The following is a 16,032-nucleotide window of genomic DNA, read 5'->3' as shown; positions in this document are numbered from 1 at the left end:
CACACGGTCCCTCTAACGTCCGGGTGAGACGCTTGGGGGAGCCGGGCGCCGTACCGCGAGGAGTCCGCATGAGCGCCAACCACGTCCGTTTGCAGGCCATTGCCGCCGTCGAGGCGAATGTCCCGCCACCGCACAGCTTCGACCCGGGCGAGGAGCCCGGTGAGATCTTCGGTGCGAACGTGTTCAGCCTGATGGCGATGCAGAAGCGTCTGCCCAAGAACATCTACAAGTCAGTGGTCTCGACGATCGAGAAGTCGATGCCGCTGGACATGGAGGTCGCCGACGCGGTGGCGTCGGCGATGAAGGACTGGGCGCTGGAGAAGGGCGCCACCCACTACGCCCACGTGTTCTACCCCCTGACCGGACTGACGGCCGAGAAGCACGACAGCTTCCTGGACCCGGTCGGCGACGGCACCGCCCTCGCCTCGTTCTCGGGCAAGACGCTCATGCAGGGGGAGCCGGACGCCTCGAGTTTCCCCAACGGCGGGCTGCGCAACACCTTCGAGGCCCGCGGCTACACCGGCTGGGACGTGATGAGCCCGGCGTACGTGCTGGAGAACCCGCACGGGAACACCCTGTGCATCCCCACCATCTTCATCTCCATGACCGGGGAGGCCCTGGATCACAAGACGCCGGTGCTGCGATCCCAGCAGGCCATGTCGATCCACGCCCGCCGCGTCCTGTCTCTCTTCGGCCACGAGACCCCGGACACGGTGGTGGCCTATTGCGGACCGGAGCAGGAGTACTTCCTCGTCGACAGCCACTTCTACCTGGCTCGTCCGGATCTGCTCAACGCCGGGCGCACCCTCTTCGGTGCGAAGCCGCCGAAGGGTCAGGAGTTCGACGACCACTACTTCGGCGCCATCCCCGAGCGGGTGCTCGGCTACATGATGGACACCGAACGGGAACTGTTCAAGCTCGGGATTCCGGCGAAGACCCGCCACAACGAGGTCGCTCCCGGTCAGTTCGAGGTGGCGCCGATGTTCGAACGCGCCAACGAAGCCTCCGACCACCAACAGTTGCTGATGACCACTTTCAAGTCGGTTGCCCGCCGACACGGGATGGAGTGCCTGTTCCACGAGAAGCCCTTCGACGGCGTCAACGGGTCCGGCAAGCACGTGAACTTCTCCCTGGGTAACGCTGACCTCGGCAGCCTGCTGGTGCCCGGCGACACCCCCCACGACAACGCCCAGTTCCTCGTCTTCTGTGCGGCGGTGATCCGTGCGGTTGACCTGTACGGCGGCCTGTTGCGGGCCTCGGTGGCCTCCGCGTCCAACGACCACCGCTTGGGCGCCAACGAGGCCCCACCGGCCATCATCTCGATCTTCCTCGGCGACCAACTGGCCGATGTCTTCGACCAGATCGCCAAGGGCGGAGCCACCCGCTCGAAGGAGAAGGGCACCCTGACGGTCGGGGTCGACACTCTCCCGAACCTGACCAAGGACCCCGGTGACCGGAACCGGACCAGTCCCTTCGCGTTCACCGGCAACCGGTTCGAGTTCCGTGCGCCGGGATCGAACCAGACCGTGGCGGGCCCGATGGTCATCCTGAACACGATCATGGCCGAGGCCCTGGATCACTGCGCCACCGAGTTGGAGGCGGCGGTCGCGGCCGGAACCGACTTCAACGAGGCCGTCCAGACCCTGCTCACCTCGATCATCGTCGACCACGGACGGGTGATCTTCAACGGCAACGGCTACTCCGAGGAGTGGCCGATCGAGGCCGAACAGCGTGGCCTGAAGAACCTCCGTACCACCGTCGACGCGCTCCCCGAGTTGATCTCCCCGGAGGCCGTGGAGCTGTTCGGCAAGTACGCCGTCTTCAACGAACGCGAGATGCACAGCCGCTACGAGATCGGGTGCGAGCAGTACGTGCTCTCGATCAGTGTGGAGGCCAACCTGACCCTGGAGATGGGGACGACAACGATCCTGCCGGCCGCGTTGCGGTACCAGACCGAGTTGGCCTCGAACGCCGCGGCACTCAAGGCCGCCGGGGTGGAGGCCGACCTCACGACGCTGATCGGGGTCTCGACGCCGCTGAACGACCTGCGGACCGGTCTGGCCGCCCTGACCCGTGCCCTGGACCACCCGCATGACGAGGACCTGCTCGTGGCGGCGGCGTACTGCCGCGACACCGTGCTGCCCGCGATGGCGGACGTGCGCACCGCAGCGGATCAATTGGAGACCCTCGTCGCGGACGACCTGTGGGCGCTGCCGACCTATCAGGAGATGTTGTACATCCTCTGATCGAGCACCGCAGAATGTTGCGCGATTGAGATATCCGGACGGCGTTTGGCCCTAGCCGGGAGACGATCGACGCGAGTAGGTTCTCGCATCATCGGACCCTCGAACTTCGGCGAGGTCTATCGGAAGGATCGACACGTGAAGCGTTCTCCCAGACTCACTGCGCTGGCCGGCACGGCTGCTCTCATCGCCGCTCTGGCCGCCTGCGGCAGCGATTCAGGCACAGGCGGCACAGGCGGCTCAGGCGCCACGGGTGACTCAGAACCCTGGATCCTCGGCACGACCGAGACCGTCACCGCCATGGACCCCGCGGGCTCCTACGACTTCGGCTCCTGGAACCTCCAGTACAACGTCTTCGAGCAGCTCCTCAGCATCCCGGCGGGCGCCGACGAACCCGTCGGTGACGCTGCCGAGTCCTGCGACTACGACGACCCGCAGACCATCACCTGCACGTTGAAGAGTGGCCTGACCTTCTCCAACGGCAACGAGTTGACCTCCTCGGACGTGCTGTTCTCTCTGAAGCGCAACATCGAGATCGCCGACCCCAACGGGTCCTCGGTGCTCCTCGGTGCGATCAGCAACGGTGATGACAAGGCCCCCGGCCTGGCCGACGGCGCAGTGGAGACGCCAGACGACTCGACCGTGGTGTTCAACCTCAACCAGCCCGACCTGACGTTCATGAAGATCCTCAGCACGGCCACCGCCTCCATCGTCGATGAGGAGACCTTCCCCGCCGACGCACTCCAGGCCGACGACGCCGTGATCGGTTCCGGGCCCTACACCCTGGCCCAGTACAAGCCGTCCGAGCAGGCGGTCCTGGAGGCCAACGAGAGTTACGAGGGGGAGCGCGTGGGTCAGAGCCCCCGCGTGTTCGTCAAGTACTTCCCGGACCCGGCTCCGCTGAAGACCGCCATCGAGACCGGACAGGTCGACATCGCATGGCGCACCCTGAGCCCGACCGACCTCAACGACCTCGAGGAGGGCGGCAAGGCCGAGGTGATCCGCGGTGAGGGGTCCGAGTTCCGTTACTGGGTCTGGCAGCTGAACAACCCGGTGGCCAAGGACGTGGCCGTACGACAGGCGGCCGCCCAGATCATCGACCGTCAGGCCATCTCCGACAACGCCTACGACGGCACCGTGACCCCGGCACTCTCGATCGTGCCCCCGGGCTTCGCCGGCCAGAAGGACTCCTTCGAGGAGGCCTACGGCGGCCCCGACGCAGACGCGGCCAAGAAGATCCTCGCTGATGCAGGCGTCAAGACCCCGGTGAAGATCACCCTCGGCTATACCCCGACCCACTACGGCCCCAACGCCGTGGACGAGGCCGCCGAGTTCGCCGACCAGCTCAACACCAGCGGTCTGTTCGACGTCAAGCTCCAGGACGCGGAGTGGGAGGAGTACCAGAACCTCTACAAGGAGGGTGCCTACGACCTGTTCATCCTCGGTTGGTACCCCGACTTCCTGGACGCCGACAACTACCTGAGCCCGTTCGTCCGTGACGGTGGGTTCTTCGCCAACGGCTACCAGAACGATGACGTCAACGCCCTGCTGGACCAGGAACTCGGCGAAACCGACGAAGGGGCTCGTGACGAGCAGATCGGGGAGCTCCAGGACATCGTGGCCCAGGACGTGCCGCTGATCCCGTCCTGGAACGGTCAGAACGTTGCGGTGGCGACCTCGCAGATGTCCGGTGTCGAGGAGACTCTCGACCCGACGTACATCTTCCGCTTCTGGATGATCTCCAAGAACTGATCACCATCCCGTCCGGTGTCCGACGCCCTCGCGCGTCGGACACCGGCGGGTTCGTTCTGTCCCCGCGAGAGCCTCGGAAGGGTGCTCGGTGAAATCGTCTACAGGCTCGCTGCCCCGCTACATCGCGGTGCGGCTCCTTCTCGTCCTGCCCATGATGTGGGCCCTGCTCACCATGGTGTTCATCCTGCTGCGAGTCGCTCCCGGCGACCCCGTCAGTGCCGCGGTCGGCGGCAAGCTCAGCGATGAGGCCATGGACACGCGCCGTGCGGCGGCGGGGCTCGACCGTCCGCTGATCACGCAGTACTTCGAGTACCTCGGGAACGTCGCTCGCTTCGACCTCGGCCAGTCGATCAGCGACAACCGGGACGTCGTCGACATCATCCGCGATCAGGGTGGCGCGACTCTGACGCTCACCCTGGGCGCCTTCCTCTTCGCCCTGGTCATCGGGCTGCCGCTCGGCCGCCTGGCGGGCCGCTACCGGGACACGCCCACCGACATCGTGATCCGTCTCTTCGGCGTGGTCAGCTACGCCGCACCCATCTTCTGGACCGGCATCATGTTCGTCCTGGTGGTCGTGACGGTGCTCCCGTCGTGGCCGACCTTCGACATCGCCAGCGTCAACACGATCTTCGAAACCGAGCCACGCACCCGGATCCTGCTGGTCGACGTGATTCTCTCCGGGAACAGCACCGCAATCGTCGACGTCCTGCAGCACCACGTGCTGCCCTGCCTCACCCTCGGACTGCTGCTGTCCGGGGTGATCATCCGGCTGGTCCGGATCAACGTGATCCAGGCCCTCAGCGGGGACTACGTGGAGGCGGCCCGGGCGCGCGGCATCGCCGAGTCGCGCGTCGTACGCAAGCACGCCTTCCGCAACGCGTTGGTGCCGGTGATCACCGTGGTGGGTCTACAGATCGCCCTGACTCTGTCCGGCGCCGTCCTGACCGAGAAGACCTTTGCCTGGCCGGGACTGGGGACCGAACTGATCGACTACCTCACCGCCCGCGACTACATCGCCGTCCAGGGGCTCGTCACGTTCTTCGCGGTGATCGTGGTCTTCGTCAGCGTGCTGGTCGACATCCTGAACGCGTTCGTGGACCCGCGGGTGAGGTACTGATGATGGGCACACGCACCGTGCGACGACTGTCCAGCACGGTCTGGCAGACCCAGGGGATGGCTCGCTGGATCCTGCTGGTCGGTCTGGTCATGACATCGGTCTTCGTCGTTTTCGCGGTCTTCGCGCCGTGGATCGCGCCGTACGACTTCAACCAGACGCGGGTCGATGGGGTGAAGCTGCCCAAACTGGCTCCGCCGGGTGCCGACTACCCGATGGGCACCAACGACCAGTTCTACGACATCTTCTCCCGGGTCGTGTGGGGATCCCGGACGGCGCTGCAGGTCGTGGTGATGTCGGTGATCATCTCGGGCGTCGTGGGCGTGCCGCTGGGTCTGGTCTCCGGATTCATCGGCGGCTGGCTCGACCGCATCCTGGTCTTCATCATGGACGCGATCTACTCGTTCCCGTCGCTGCTGCTCGCGATCGTCTTCTCGTTCCTGCTCCGAGGTCCCCTCGGGGGCGGGATCGTCGCGGCGGCGCTGTCCCTGACGGTGATCTATATCCCGCAGTACTTCCGCGTGGTGCGTAACACCACCGTGTCGGCCCGCGAAGCCACCTATGTCGAGGCGGCCCGGGCCCTGGGTGCGAAGCCGTTCACGATCATGCGCAAATACCTCTTCGGCAACGTCGTCCAGTCGGTTCCGGTGATCGGCACCCTGAACGCCGCCGATGCCCTGTCCACCCTGGCGGCCCTCGGGTTCCTGGGACTGGGGATCCAACCCACCGAGGCCTCGGAGTGGGGCTACGACCTGAGCCGTGCGCTCGATGACGCCCAGGCCGGCACCTGGTGGCCGGCGCTCTTCCCCGGTCTGGCCATCATCTTGCTGGTGACGGCGCTGACCCTGGTGGGGGAGGGACTCAACGAGACGGTCAACCCAGCCCTACGCCGTCGACGCCTGCGCCCCTTCAGCTTCTCCGATCACACCTCCGACGACACCGACAAGGGGGCGACCCGATGACCGATCCGGTGCTGGAGGCTCGTGACCTGCGGGTCTGGTACGGCGGCCCCAAGGGTCCCGTCCGGGCCGTCGACGGGGTCAGCTTCGATCTGCGTCCCGGGGAGATCCTGGGCCTGGTCGGCGAGTCCGGGTGCGGCAAGTCGACCCTGGGTCGCGGCTTGCTGGGGCTGCTCCCACCCGGCGCCGCCCGCCACGGGGAACTGCGCTTCAGGGGCGAGGATCTGCTTGCCGCGAGCAAGCGACGACAACGCGCCATGCGGGGCGTGGATCTGGGGATGATCTTTCAGGAGCCGCTGACCCGTCTCAACCCCCTGATGCGGATGTCGGAGCACTTCGCCGAGACCCTGCGCACCCACGAACCGTCGATCTCGAAGCAGGAGATCGAGAAGAGGTCCTTGGCGGTGCTCCGGGTCGTGGGCATCCCACCCACCCGGTTCAAGGCCTACCCCCACGAGTTCTCCGGGGGCATGCGGCAACGGTTGTTGATCGCCCTGACCCTGGTCCTGCGGCCAGCCTTCGTGGTCGCCGACGAGCCGACCACCGCGCTGGACGTGCTGGTCGAGGCGCAGATCATCCGGATGCTCCACGACCTGCGCAGTGAGTTCGACACCTCGTTGCTGCTCATCACCCACAACCTCGGGATCATCGCCGAGGCGTGCGACCGAGTGGCGGTGATGTACGCCGGGAAGATCGTGGAGATCGGGGACGCCAAGTCCGTGTTCTCACGACCCCAGCACTCCTACACCCGTGAGCTGCTGCGCTCTACGATCTCGTTGCGGACCACCGGTCTGAACTTCATCGAGGGCGCACCCCCTGACCTGGTGGACCCACCCGTCGGCTGTCGTTTCAGCCCACGGTGCCCCGATGCGATGAACGTGTGCGCGCAACGAGAACCCGAGTTGCGCAGTCATACCCCCGGCGCCGAACCGGTTACCGAACAGATGGCTGCCTGCTGGGCCGCGGATGTGCGGGAGGGCGAAACGAATCTGAGCCCAGAAGAGCGCGCGCCCCTGGAACGAGAGGAGATCGATCTTGCCGACGAAGCCTGAGCAGATCCGCGCGACAGCAGGTGCGCCGATTCTCGAGGTCAAGAACCTGTCGGTCCACTACGACCTCCAGGGCAGCGCCTTCTCGCGCCTCTTCGGGGTGCGCGGACGATCGGTGCGGGCCATCGACGGGGTCACCGTGGACATCCGGGCGGGGGAGGTGCTCGGCGTGGTCGGGGAATCCGGCAGCGGCAAGACCACCCTCGGTCGGGCTCTGCTCGGACTGGCCCCGGCGACCGCCGGATCGATCAGCTACCACTCCCAGACCGCCGGTGAGCGCACGGTCTCGGCCATGCGCGGCAAGGAGCTGCGCAAGCTGCGCACCGACCTCCAGATGGTCTTCCAGGACCCCAGCGCGGCCCTGAACCCCTCGATGACCATCGCCGACGCCGTCGGACATCCCTTGCAGATCCACAACATCGCCCGCGGGGAGGACCTACGCAGCCGAGTGGTGTCCGCCCTGGAGCGGGTCGGCCTCACCCCGGCGGAGAACTACCTGTCGAAGTACCCGGCCGATCTGTCCGGTGGGCAGAAGCAGCGGGTGGTGATCGCCCGGGCGATCATCCTGGACCCCGACGTGCTGGTCGCCGACGAGCCCGTCTCCATGCTGGACATGTCGGTGCGGGCCAAGATCCTCCAGTTGTTGCTGGATCTGAAGAACGAGCTGGGCCTCACCTACGTCTACATCACCCACGACCTGGCGTCGGCCAAGTTCTTCTGCGACCGGATCGCCATCATGTATCTGGGTCGGATCGTCGAGATCGGGCCGACGGCCGAGATCTTCGCCAACCCACGACACCCGTACACGAAGGCGTTGCTCGCGGCGATCCCCGACCCGGACCCGGAGAGATTGGTCGAGCGACACCTGCCGCGCGGAGAGATCCCCGACGCCGCCGACCCGCCTCAGGGCTGTTCGTTCCACCCCCGGTGTCCCGAGGCCGTCGCCCAGTGCGGGTGGGAGGCCCGTGACCTGCGCACGCTCGTGGAGGATCACTGGACCCGCAGCGACACCGAGGAGTACGACCGGGAGCGGCGGATCGTGGGCGACCTCGGCCACCTCGACGACCGCGACGCCGCGGCTCGGATCGGGACCACGGGGTCGGCTCCGGCCCGGGAGATCCTCGACGCGATCCGCGCCGAAGACCCGGACGAACCCTTCTGGACCGGTGTGCAGGCCATCGAGGACCACGGGTCCGGGGTGGAACTGACCCTGCATCCGGCGACCGACCCCACGCTACGCAGCGTGGGCGGCGCGCAGGTTGCCTGCGTGCTCTACCCGGAGGAGGGCGCGGCCTCCGAGGACGGCAGCGGGGGAGGAGTGCCACCGAACTCCGGACAGATCGACTGATGGGCGCACCAGGAGCAGAGCCCGCTACGACGGGGCTGCCAGTTGCCGGTGGCCTGGGCCTCCTGGATCGCTCGCCAGACGGCCTCGACCTTGCGCTCGGTGGCCAGCAGCTCGTGCTCGTCGGGGGTGTATCGCAGGATCTCGCCGCTGCCGAGGTAGATCAGTTGCAGCATGGCGGGTAGGACGCCGCGCGTGCGCCACAGGACCAGGGCGTAGAACTTCATCTGGAACAGAGCCTTGGCCTCGAAGCCCTCCCCGGGAGCCCGTCCGGTCTTGTAGTCCACGACCCGGATCGCCCCGTCCGGAGCCACGTCGATGCGGTCCACGAACCCCCGCAGCAGGAGCTTCGAGGCGGTCAGGCTCTCGACGTAGAGCTCGCGCTCGGCCGGTTCGAGTCGCTGAGGATCCTCCAGGGTGAAGTAGCGGTCGAGGACGACGCGGCAGGACGTCAGCCAGGCACCGATCTCGGGGCCGTCACCGGTGAACATCTCGGCCATCTCCGGGGCGGTCTCCAGGAGGGTCTCCCACGTGGGCGCCAACATGTCCCGGGCCCGGGCGGGGGTGCGGTCGATCGCCTCGAGGTCGAAGAGGTCCTCCAGCACCTTGTGCACCAGGGTGCCCCGCACGGCGTCCGGCGAGGGCGGCTCGGGCAACCGGTCGATCGTGCGGAACCGGTAGAGCAGCGGGCAGGTCAGGAAGTCTCCCGCGCGGCTGGGGGAGATGGCACCGAGCACATCGACCCCGTCGACCACGGTCGAGACCCTCTCTGCGGGGGATCCCCCCTCGGGTGGGTGGGGTGGTGGCGCTGTCGTGGTGTGCATCGAACCTCCTGTGGTTCCTCAGCCTAGGGCCGAGCGCCGACACCGGGACTGTGAGGGAGTCCGTCGGGACGCTGGGGTGTCGGATAGATTCAAGGTGTGCCCACCACCGAGCAATCCGCTGCCCCCGACCGGTCTACCCGGCCCCCGGGGACCATCCGCCTGGGGTCGATCGCGGGTGCGGACGTGCTGGTGTCGTCCTCCTGGTTCGTCATCGCCGCCCTGATCGCGGTGATCATGGCTCCTCGCGTCGAGGAGGTGCAGCCCGGACTCGGTTCGGGGAAGTACGCCGTCGGGTTGATGTTCGCCGTCGTGCTGTACGCCTCGGTGCTGCTGCACGAGGCGTCGCACGCCTTCATGGCCCGCCACTACGGCTACCGGGTCCGCTCCATCACGCTGCACTTCTTGGGCGGGATGACCGCCATCGAGAACGAGACGGTCAAGCCTCGGCAGGAGTTCATGATCGCCGTGGTCGGTCCGCTGACCTCGATCGCGGTGGGTCTGGTTGCTCTGGGGGCATTCTTCGTCACCCCGGACGGCTTGTGGCTGCTCGCCGTGCAGGCGCTTGCGGGCGCCAACCTGCTGGTCGGCGTACTCAACCTGATCCCGGGTCTGCCGCTGGACGGTGGCCGCGTGCTCAAGGCGATCGTCTGGGGCGCCAGCGGCGACATGCACCGCGGCACGATCGCGGCCGGTTGGGGCGGGCGGATCACCGCGATCGCCGTCCTGATGTGGCCCTACCTGCAGGAGCGGATCTTCGGGGTCGAACCCGCGATCTTCGACTTCGTGCTGGTCGCCGTGATCGGGATGTTCTTGTGGTTCGGCGCCTCGAGCGCGATCAACTCGGCCAAGGTGCGCTCGCGTCTGCCGCAGATCGTGGCGCGCGACCTGGCCCGTCGGACCCTCTCGGTCCCCGAGAGCCTGCCCCTGGCCGAGGCCGTACGCCGCGCTCAGGAGGCCGAGGCCGGCAGCATCGTCACCACCACGACCGACGGCAGACCCGTGGGAGTGGTCAGCGAGGCCGCCGTGCTCGCGACGCCGGAGGAACGCCGCCCCTGGGTCCCGGTCTCCAGCGTCGCTCGCACCCTGGAGGACGGTCTCTCGCTGCCGGTCGGCATCGACGGGGAGACCCTGATCCAGCGGATCACGCAGCGTCCCTCCGCGGAGTACGTCCTGGTGACCTCCGAAGGATCGGTCTACGGGGTTCTCGCCACGGCCGACGTCGACGCCGCGTTCCGCGCCACCCGCTGAACCCACCCCGGCCCGCCGGTAGGGTGCGCGGGTGCCTGAGCCCGAGAAGTCCCCTGTGAATCCCGACCCAGTGAACCCAGACCCAGATGTCGACCCCCGCGCCTGGTCGGGGGTGCACCGCGGACCCCTACGCGCAGGGGAGTGGGTGCGCCTGGTGGACGCCAAGGGCCGCAAGAACAACTTCTGTCTCGAAGCCGGCAAGCGCTTCTTCTCCAACCGCGGACACCTCGAACACGACGAGATGATCGGTCGCGACGAGGGCTTCACGGTCACCTCGTCCGCGGGTGGTGAGTACCTGGTGTTCCGCCCGCTCCTCTCGGAGTTCGTGGTGTCCATGCCCCGTGGCGCGGCCGTGGTCTACCCCAAGGACTCCGCCCAGATCGTCGCCATGTGCGACATCTTCCCCGGCGCGGACGTCGTGGAGGCCGGAGTGGGTTCGGGTGCGCTGACCTGCTCCCTGCTGCGTGCGGTCGGCCCCTACGGACGGGTCCTGTCCTACGAGCGCCGCGAGGAGTTCGCGGACGTCGCTCGCAAGAACGTGCACCAGTTCTTCGATGTCCCGGAGGGGGAGACCCACCCCGCCTGGACGTTGAGCCTCGGCGACCTGGCCGAGGAGCTCCCCGCCTCGGGTGCCCGGGCCGACCGGGTCATCCTCGACATGTTGGCGCCCTGGGACTGCATCGAGGCGACCTCCACCGCGCTGCGTCCCGGGGGCATCGTCTGCGCGTACGTCGCGACCACCACCCAGTTGTCCCGCTTCATGGAGACCGTGCGCGTGCACGGCGGGTTCACCGAGCCCCAGGCCTGGGAGACCCTCACCCGCGACTGGCACGTCGAGGGCCTGGCCGTGCGACCGGGCCACAAGATGATCGGGCACACCGCCTTCCTGGTCACCGCCCGCCGGATGGCCGACGGAGAGGCCCCGCCCCGCAAGCGTCGTCGTCCCGCCCCCGGCGCCTACGGTCCCGACTACACCGGGCCCCGGCCTCCTGAGGAGCAGAGCCCCGAGCAGCTGCCCGAACCGCAGTGAGACCGTTCCTGCTGCTGTCGATCCGGACCGAGCAGGCGGCTGCCGACGAGGAGTACGCCGCGTTCGTCCGGTTTCTGGAGCTCGACCCCGTCGACGTGGTGCGGGTCCAGCTCGGGGCCGACGAGGTGCCGGTGCGGACGGCCTCGGATCTCGATCAGTGGTCGGGGATCGTGCTGGGCGGCGGGGCGTTCACCTACTCGGATCCGGCGGAGACCAAGTCGTCAGGCCAGGTGCGGGCCGAGGCCGAGCTGAGCGCGCTGCTGGACCTGGTGGTCGCGGAGGACTTCCCGTTCCTGGGTGTCTGTTACGGCATCGGCACGCTCGGCAACCACCAAGGGGGAGTGGTGGGCCGCGAGTTCCCCGAGGCGGTCGGTGCCCTGTCGGTCACCCTGACGCCGGACGGTCTGGGCGATCCGCTGTTCGCGGGGTTGCCGACCGACTTCGCGGCGTACGGCGGCCACAAGGAATCACTCAGCGCCCTGCCTTCACACGCGGTCCACCTGGCCACGTCGAGTAACTGTCCGGTCCAGGCCTTCCGGGTCGGCCGCAACGTCTACGCCACCCAGTTCCACCCGGAGCTGGACCTGGCCGGACTCCTGACGCGCATCGACGTCTACTCCTCGTTCGGTTACTTCGACCCCGAGGAGGCCGACGAGTTGCGCGCACTGTCCCGCGCGGTCGAGGTCTCCCACCCGATGCGAATCTGTAGCAACTTCGCGCACGTCCACGGGCGGAGCTGACCCGAAGCCCCTCCGATCGCGAGTCCTGCAACGAGTTCGCAATGTGTCGCAGGTAAGGTCGATCTTGATCAGGAGGTGGAGCTCATGTCTTCCACAGACCACGGTGCCAACGAAGCAGGCCGGACGCCTGAAGAGTTGCTGACGCAGGTTCGTTTCCTCGAGTCCGAGGTGGGCGATCTACGACGTCGCCTGGGTTCCAACCCGGGTCAATCGCGCGGGCTGGAGCTTCGCCTGGCGGACACCCAGCGGTCACTCGCTGCGGTCACCTCCCAGAACGAACGCCTCGCGGATACCCTGCGCGAGGCCCGCGGCCAGATCATGAAGTTGAAGGAGGAGGTCGACCGGCTGGCGCAGCCCCCGGCCGGCTTCGGGACCTTCTTGGCCCGCCACGAGGACGACTCCGTCGACGTGTTCACCGGCGGCCGCAAGCTGCGGGTCAACGTGAGCCCCGCCGTCGATCTCGACGCGTTGAGCCGTGGCCAGGAGGTCATGCTCAACGAGGCACTGAACGTCGTCGAGGCGATGGCCTTCGAGCAGGTCGGCGAGGTCGTGATGTTCAAGGAGCTGCTCGCCGACGGTGACCGGGTCCTGGTCATCGCGAACGCCGACGAGGAGCGCGTCGTACGCCTGGCTGAACCGCTGCGACAGATCACCCTGCGTGCCGGGGACTCCCTGCTCCTCGACTCCCGCGCGGGCTATGTCTACGAGCGGGTGCCGAAGTCCGAGGTCGAGGAACTGGTCCTCGAAGAGGTGCCGGACATCGACTACGACTCCATCGGTGGCCTGATCGCCCAGATCGACCAGATCCGCGACGCAGTGGAGCTGCCCTACCTCCACCCCGAGCTGTTCATCGAACACGAGCTCAAGCCGCCCAAGGGTGTGCTGCTCTACGGGCCCCCCGGGTGCGGCAAGACGCTGATCGCCAAGGCGGTCGCCAACTCGCTGGCCAAGAAGGTCGCGGCCCGTCACGGCAACGACGCGAACGGCCAGGAGGTCAAGTCCTACTTCCTGAACATCAAGGGCCCCGAACTGCTGAACAAGTACGTCGGGGAGACCGAGCGACACATCCGCCTGGTCTTCCAGCGGGCCCGCGAGAAGGCCAGCATGGGCACCCCGGTCATCGTGTTCTTCGACGAGATGGATTCCCTGTTCCGCACCCGAGGCTCGGGCGTCTCTTCCGACGTGGAGAACACCATCGTCCCTCAGCTGCTCAGCGAGATCGACGGCGTGGAGCTCCTGGAGAACGTGCTGGTCATCGGTGCCTCGAACCGTGAGGACATGATCGACCCGGCCATCCTGCGACCCGGCCGCCTCGACGTGAAGATCAAGATCGAACGACCCGATGCGGAGTCGGCCCGTGACATCTTCAGCAAGTACCTCACCAAGAACCTGCCCCTGCACGCCGACGACCTCGCTGAGTTCGGAGGCTCCCCGGAGGCCACGGTCGACGGGATGATCCGCGCCACCGTCGAGCGGATGTACACCGAGACCGAGGAGAACCGCTTCCTCGAGGTGACCTACGCCAACGGCGACAAGGAGGTCCTCTACTTCAAGGACTTCAACTCCGGCGCGATGATCCAGAACATCGTCGACCGTGCCAAGAAGATGGCGATCAAGGACCTCCTCGACCACAACCAGCGGGGCCTGCGGGTCTCCCACATGCTCCAGGCGTGCGTGGATGAGTTCAAGGAGAACGAGGACCTCCCCAACACCACCAACCCCGACGACTGGGCGCGGATCTCCGGCAAGAAGGGGGAGCGGATCGTCTTCATCCGCACCCTCATCACCGGCAAGCAGGGCACCGAGCCCGGCCGCTCCATCGACACGGTGGCGAACACGGGTCAGTACCTCTAGCCCTGGGTGGTCAGTCGATTCCCCGGAACGTCTGGCGGTAGGTGCCGGGACCGACTCCGCGTCGAACGCGGAACTGATGGCTCAGTGTGTCTGCACTGCCGATACCGGTGCGGGAAGCCACCGCGGTCAGGGTCAGGTCCGTGGTCTCCAAAAGACGTTCGGCGGCCTGAAGTCGCGCGTCGAGCACCCAGCGAGAGGGCGTCGTACCCGTGGCTGCTTGGAACCGGCGGGCAAAGGTTCGATTGCTCATCAGCGCCTGCTGGGCCAGTCGGGTCACGGGCCAGGGCTGATCCAGGCGGCTCAACACGTGGTCCATAACCTGGCCGAGGCCATGATGGTCCGGCTGGACCGACAGCGGAGCCTCAGCGAGCTGGGCCTGCCCGCCCTCCCTGAACGGGCTGACGACCATGTGCCTGGCGAGGCGGTTCGCGGTGTCGGCTCCGTAGAACTCCCGGATGACGTGCAGGCAAGCGTCGATGCCAGCAGCGGTTCCAGCACTGGTTGTCACTGATCCGTCGGCGACGTACAACACGTCCGCGTCCACGCGGGTCTCTGGATGCCGCCGTTGCAGCTCCGCGGCGTACTTCCAGTGCGTTGCGGCACGGCGACCATCGAGGAGGCCGGCCGCGCCGAGCAGAAAAGCTCCCGAGCAGATCGACAGCAGTTGCGTACCACGCCCGGATGCGGTCCGTAGCGCTTCGATGAGCTCAGGTTCCGGAACGTGATTCGGATCCCACGACGGCACGGCGACCAGATCCGCGGAGCCGAGTCGTTCGAGACCATGCTCGACCTCGATCGAGAATCCGGAGGTGGTGGGCACCAATCCCGAGTGGAGCGCCGCGACGGTGAAGGTGTGGTGCGGCAGGTCGGAGCCTGGGCGCTCCACCCCGAACACCTCGGCGAGCACGCCGAGCTCGAAGGCAGCCACCGGAGCGGCCACGAGAGCCACGACATGGGACAAAAGGGAACCGGTCACGTGGCAGATTCTCCCGGATACCTGGCAAGTGTGCCGGTTCCGAACCGGTTTGCGGACCGTCACAGTTGACCCATGACCTCAGAGCCCTCGACCGCGACGCGCAACGAAGACCTTTTGCGTGCGGCGGTTCACGCCTACCTCGATGCACTCCACCGCACCGATGTCCAGCTCCTCGACGAGGTCTTTCACCCAGCTGCGTCGCTGTTCGACGTCGACCAAGGAACCGTCACCGTCGACCCCTACAGCGATTGGCGGGACGACGTTGACGCCCGACCGGACCCCGCTTCCGCAGGACTGGAGCGCGACGACGAGATCCTGTACGTGATGTGGTTGTCGGACCATGCGGCCACCGTGGCCGTACGTGTCCGGATCTTCGCCTCGGAGTTCCTCGACCACCTGAGTCTGGTTCGCGACGACGATCGTTTCCGCATCGTCGCCAAGGTGTGGCATTTGACTAGCACCGTCGACGAGAGTTGAACCTGGTCTAGAGCGAGAGCATTAGGACTGTCGGTGGGTTGCTATTCAATGAATTCATGACCGACCAACCTCTCGACTCGGGCCCCACGGGGTCCGAGTCACCCGACGCCTCCGAGGTGGCGCTCAACAGGGTGCTCGGGATCAAGGGTGAGATCGAAGGCCTCGAGGTCAACAAGCTCCGGGCGGTCGTGGAGTGGATCGTGGTCAACGAGGTCGATCCCGCGACCCACGAAACGGACCACATGTGTAACCGGGCGGTGCGGACCTCCGGGGAGGGCTCCCCGTTCGTCACCGAGTTCGACCTGATGGAGTTCGCCGCCGTGCTCGGGATGACCACCGACAGTGGTGGCGCCTACATCTGCCGGGTCGCCGAACTGCGCTACCGGCTTCCGTTGTTGTGGAACCAGGTCGAGGCCGGGAG

Annotated in this window: 13 protein-coding genes and 1 pseudogene; 12 read left to right on the top strand and 2 right to left on the bottom strand. The window is 67.1% G+C overall.

Annotation, left to right across the window (positions count from 1 at the left end; all coding sequences use genetic code 11):
- The first annotated feature begins 68 nt into the window (after positions 1–68).
- From ACYVLV_RS03690 to ACYVLV_RS03665, 6 genes are all read left to right on the top strand, one after another.
- Complete coding sequence (locus tag ACYVLV_RS03690; RefSeq protein ID WP_460807783.1) at positions 69–2,246, top strand: glutamine synthetase III family protein; 2,178 nt, start codon at positions 69–71, stop codon at positions 2,244–2,246.
- Between the two features lie 135 nt (positions 2,247–2,381).
- Complete coding sequence (locus ACYVLV_RS03685; protein ID WP_460807781.1) at positions 2,382–3,995, top strand: ABC transporter substrate-binding protein; 1,614 nt, start codon at positions 2,382–2,384, stop codon at positions 3,993–3,995.
- Positions 3,996–4,083: 88 nt separating this feature from the next.
- Positions 4,084–5,112: an ABC transporter permease gene (locus ACYVLV_RS03680; RefSeq protein WP_460807780.1), complete on the top strand. Its 1,029-nt coding sequence runs from the start codon at positions 4,084–4,086 to the stop codon at positions 5,110–5,112.
- Between the two features lie 2 nt (positions 5,113–5,114).
- On the top strand, positions 5,115–6,071 hold the full coding sequence (locus ACYVLV_RS03675) for an ABC transporter permease (protein WP_460807779.1): 957 nt from the start codon (positions 5,115–5,117) through the stop codon (positions 6,069–6,071).
- Positions 6,068–7,120 carry an ABC transporter ATP-binding protein gene (locus tag ACYVLV_RS03670; RefSeq protein WP_460807777.1) on the top strand — a complete coding sequence of 351 codons (1,053 nt, stop codon included), beginning with the start codon at positions 6,068–6,070 and terminating at the stop codon, positions 7,118–7,120. The genes ACYVLV_RS03675 and ACYVLV_RS03670 overlap by 4 nt, the downstream gene beginning before the upstream one ends.
- Positions 7,104–8,465, top strand: a complete 1,362-nt coding sequence (locus ACYVLV_RS03665) for an ABC transporter ATP-binding protein (RefSeq protein ID WP_460807776.1) — start codon at positions 7,104–7,106, stop codon at positions 8,463–8,465. The genes ACYVLV_RS03670 and ACYVLV_RS03665 overlap by 17 nt, the downstream gene beginning before the upstream one ends.
- On the opposite strand, the gene ACYVLV_RS03660 is transcribed toward ACYVLV_RS03665, so the two are convergent.
- Positions 8,390–9,286, bottom strand: a complete 897-nt coding sequence (locus ACYVLV_RS03660) for a RecB family exonuclease (protein ID WP_460807775.1) — start codon at positions 9,284–9,286, stop codon at positions 8,390–8,392. The genes ACYVLV_RS03665 and ACYVLV_RS03660 overlap by 76 nt on opposite strands.
- A gap of 96 nt (positions 9,287–9,382) precedes the next feature.
- Between ACYVLV_RS03660 and ACYVLV_RS03655 the strand changes: the two genes are divergently transcribed.
- The 4 genes from ACYVLV_RS03655 (at position 9,383) to arc (ending at position 14,158) form a co-directional block, all read left to right on the top strand.
- On the top strand, positions 9,383–10,534 hold the full coding sequence (locus ACYVLV_RS03655; RefSeq protein ID WP_460807773.1) for a site-2 protease family protein: 1,152 nt from the start codon (positions 9,383–9,385) through the stop codon (positions 10,532–10,534).
- 55 nt (positions 10,535–10,589) lie between these two features.
- Positions 10,590–11,564, top strand: a complete 975-nt coding sequence (locus ACYVLV_RS03650) for a tRNA (adenine-N1)-methyltransferase (protein WP_460807772.1) — start codon at positions 10,590–10,592, stop codon at positions 11,562–11,564.
- The gene (locus tag ACYVLV_RS03645) at positions 11,561–12,304 is read left to right on the top strand and encodes a glutamine amidotransferase (protein ID WP_460807771.1); all 744 of its coding nucleotides are present in this window, start codon (positions 11,561–11,563) and stop codon (positions 12,302–12,304) included. The genes ACYVLV_RS03650 and ACYVLV_RS03645 overlap by 4 nt, the downstream gene beginning before the upstream one ends.
- An 84-nt stretch (positions 12,305–12,388) precedes the next feature.
- Positions 12,389–14,158, top strand: coding sequence for a proteasome ATPase (gene arc / locus ACYVLV_RS03640; RefSeq protein ID WP_460807770.1), 1,770 nt, complete (start codon positions 12,389–12,391; stop codon positions 14,156–14,158).
- 10 nt (positions 14,159–14,168) lie between these two features.
- Here arc and ACYVLV_RS03635 read toward each other — a convergent pair whose 3' ends face one another.
- Entirely contained in the window at positions 14,169–15,134 is a 966-nt protein-coding gene (locus ACYVLV_RS03635) for a helix-turn-helix domain-containing protein (RefSeq protein WP_460807769.1), read from the bottom strand.
- 72 nt (positions 15,135–15,206) lie between these two features.
- Between ACYVLV_RS03635 and ACYVLV_RS03630 the strand changes: the two genes are divergently transcribed.
- Positions 15,207–15,611 carry a nuclear transport factor 2 family protein gene (locus ACYVLV_RS03630; protein WP_460807768.1) on the top strand — a complete coding sequence of 135 codons (405 nt, stop codon included), beginning with the start codon at positions 15,207–15,209 and terminating at the stop codon, positions 15,609–15,611.
- A gap of 56 nt (positions 15,612–15,667) precedes the next feature.
- A pseudogene (locus tag ACYVLV_RS03625) lies at positions 15,668–16,032 on the top strand (hypothetical protein); the annotation flags it as partial.

It is taken from the genome of Nocardioides salsibiostraticola (assembly GCF_054783655.1).
This window is presented reverse-complemented; position numbering and strand designations above follow the sequence as displayed.

Excerpts from the sequence above, each read along its gene's own strand:
- ACYVLV_RS03630 (WP_460807768.1), top strand. The coding sequence starts at position 15,207 with ATGACCTCAGAGCCCTCGACCGCGACGCGCAACGAAGACCTTTTGCGT.
- ACYVLV_RS03660 (WP_460807775.1), bottom strand. The coding sequence starts at position 9,286 with ATGCACACCACGACAGCGCCACCACCCCACCCACCCGAGGGGGGATCC.
- ACYVLV_RS03675 (WP_460807779.1), top strand. The coding sequence starts at position 5,115 with ATGGGCACACGCACCGTGCGACGACTGTCCAGCACGGTCTGGCAGACC.
- arc (WP_460807770.1), top strand. The coding sequence starts at position 12,389 with ATGTCTTCCACAGACCACGGTGCCAACGAAGCAGGCCGGACGCCTGAA.
- ACYVLV_RS03670 (WP_460807777.1), top strand. The coding sequence starts at position 6,068 with ATGACCGATCCGGTGCTGGAGGCTCGTGACCTGCGGGTCTGGTACGGC.
- ACYVLV_RS03690 (WP_460807783.1), top strand. The coding sequence starts at position 69 with ATGAGCGCCAACCACGTCCGTTTGCAGGCCATTGCCGCCGTCGAGGCG.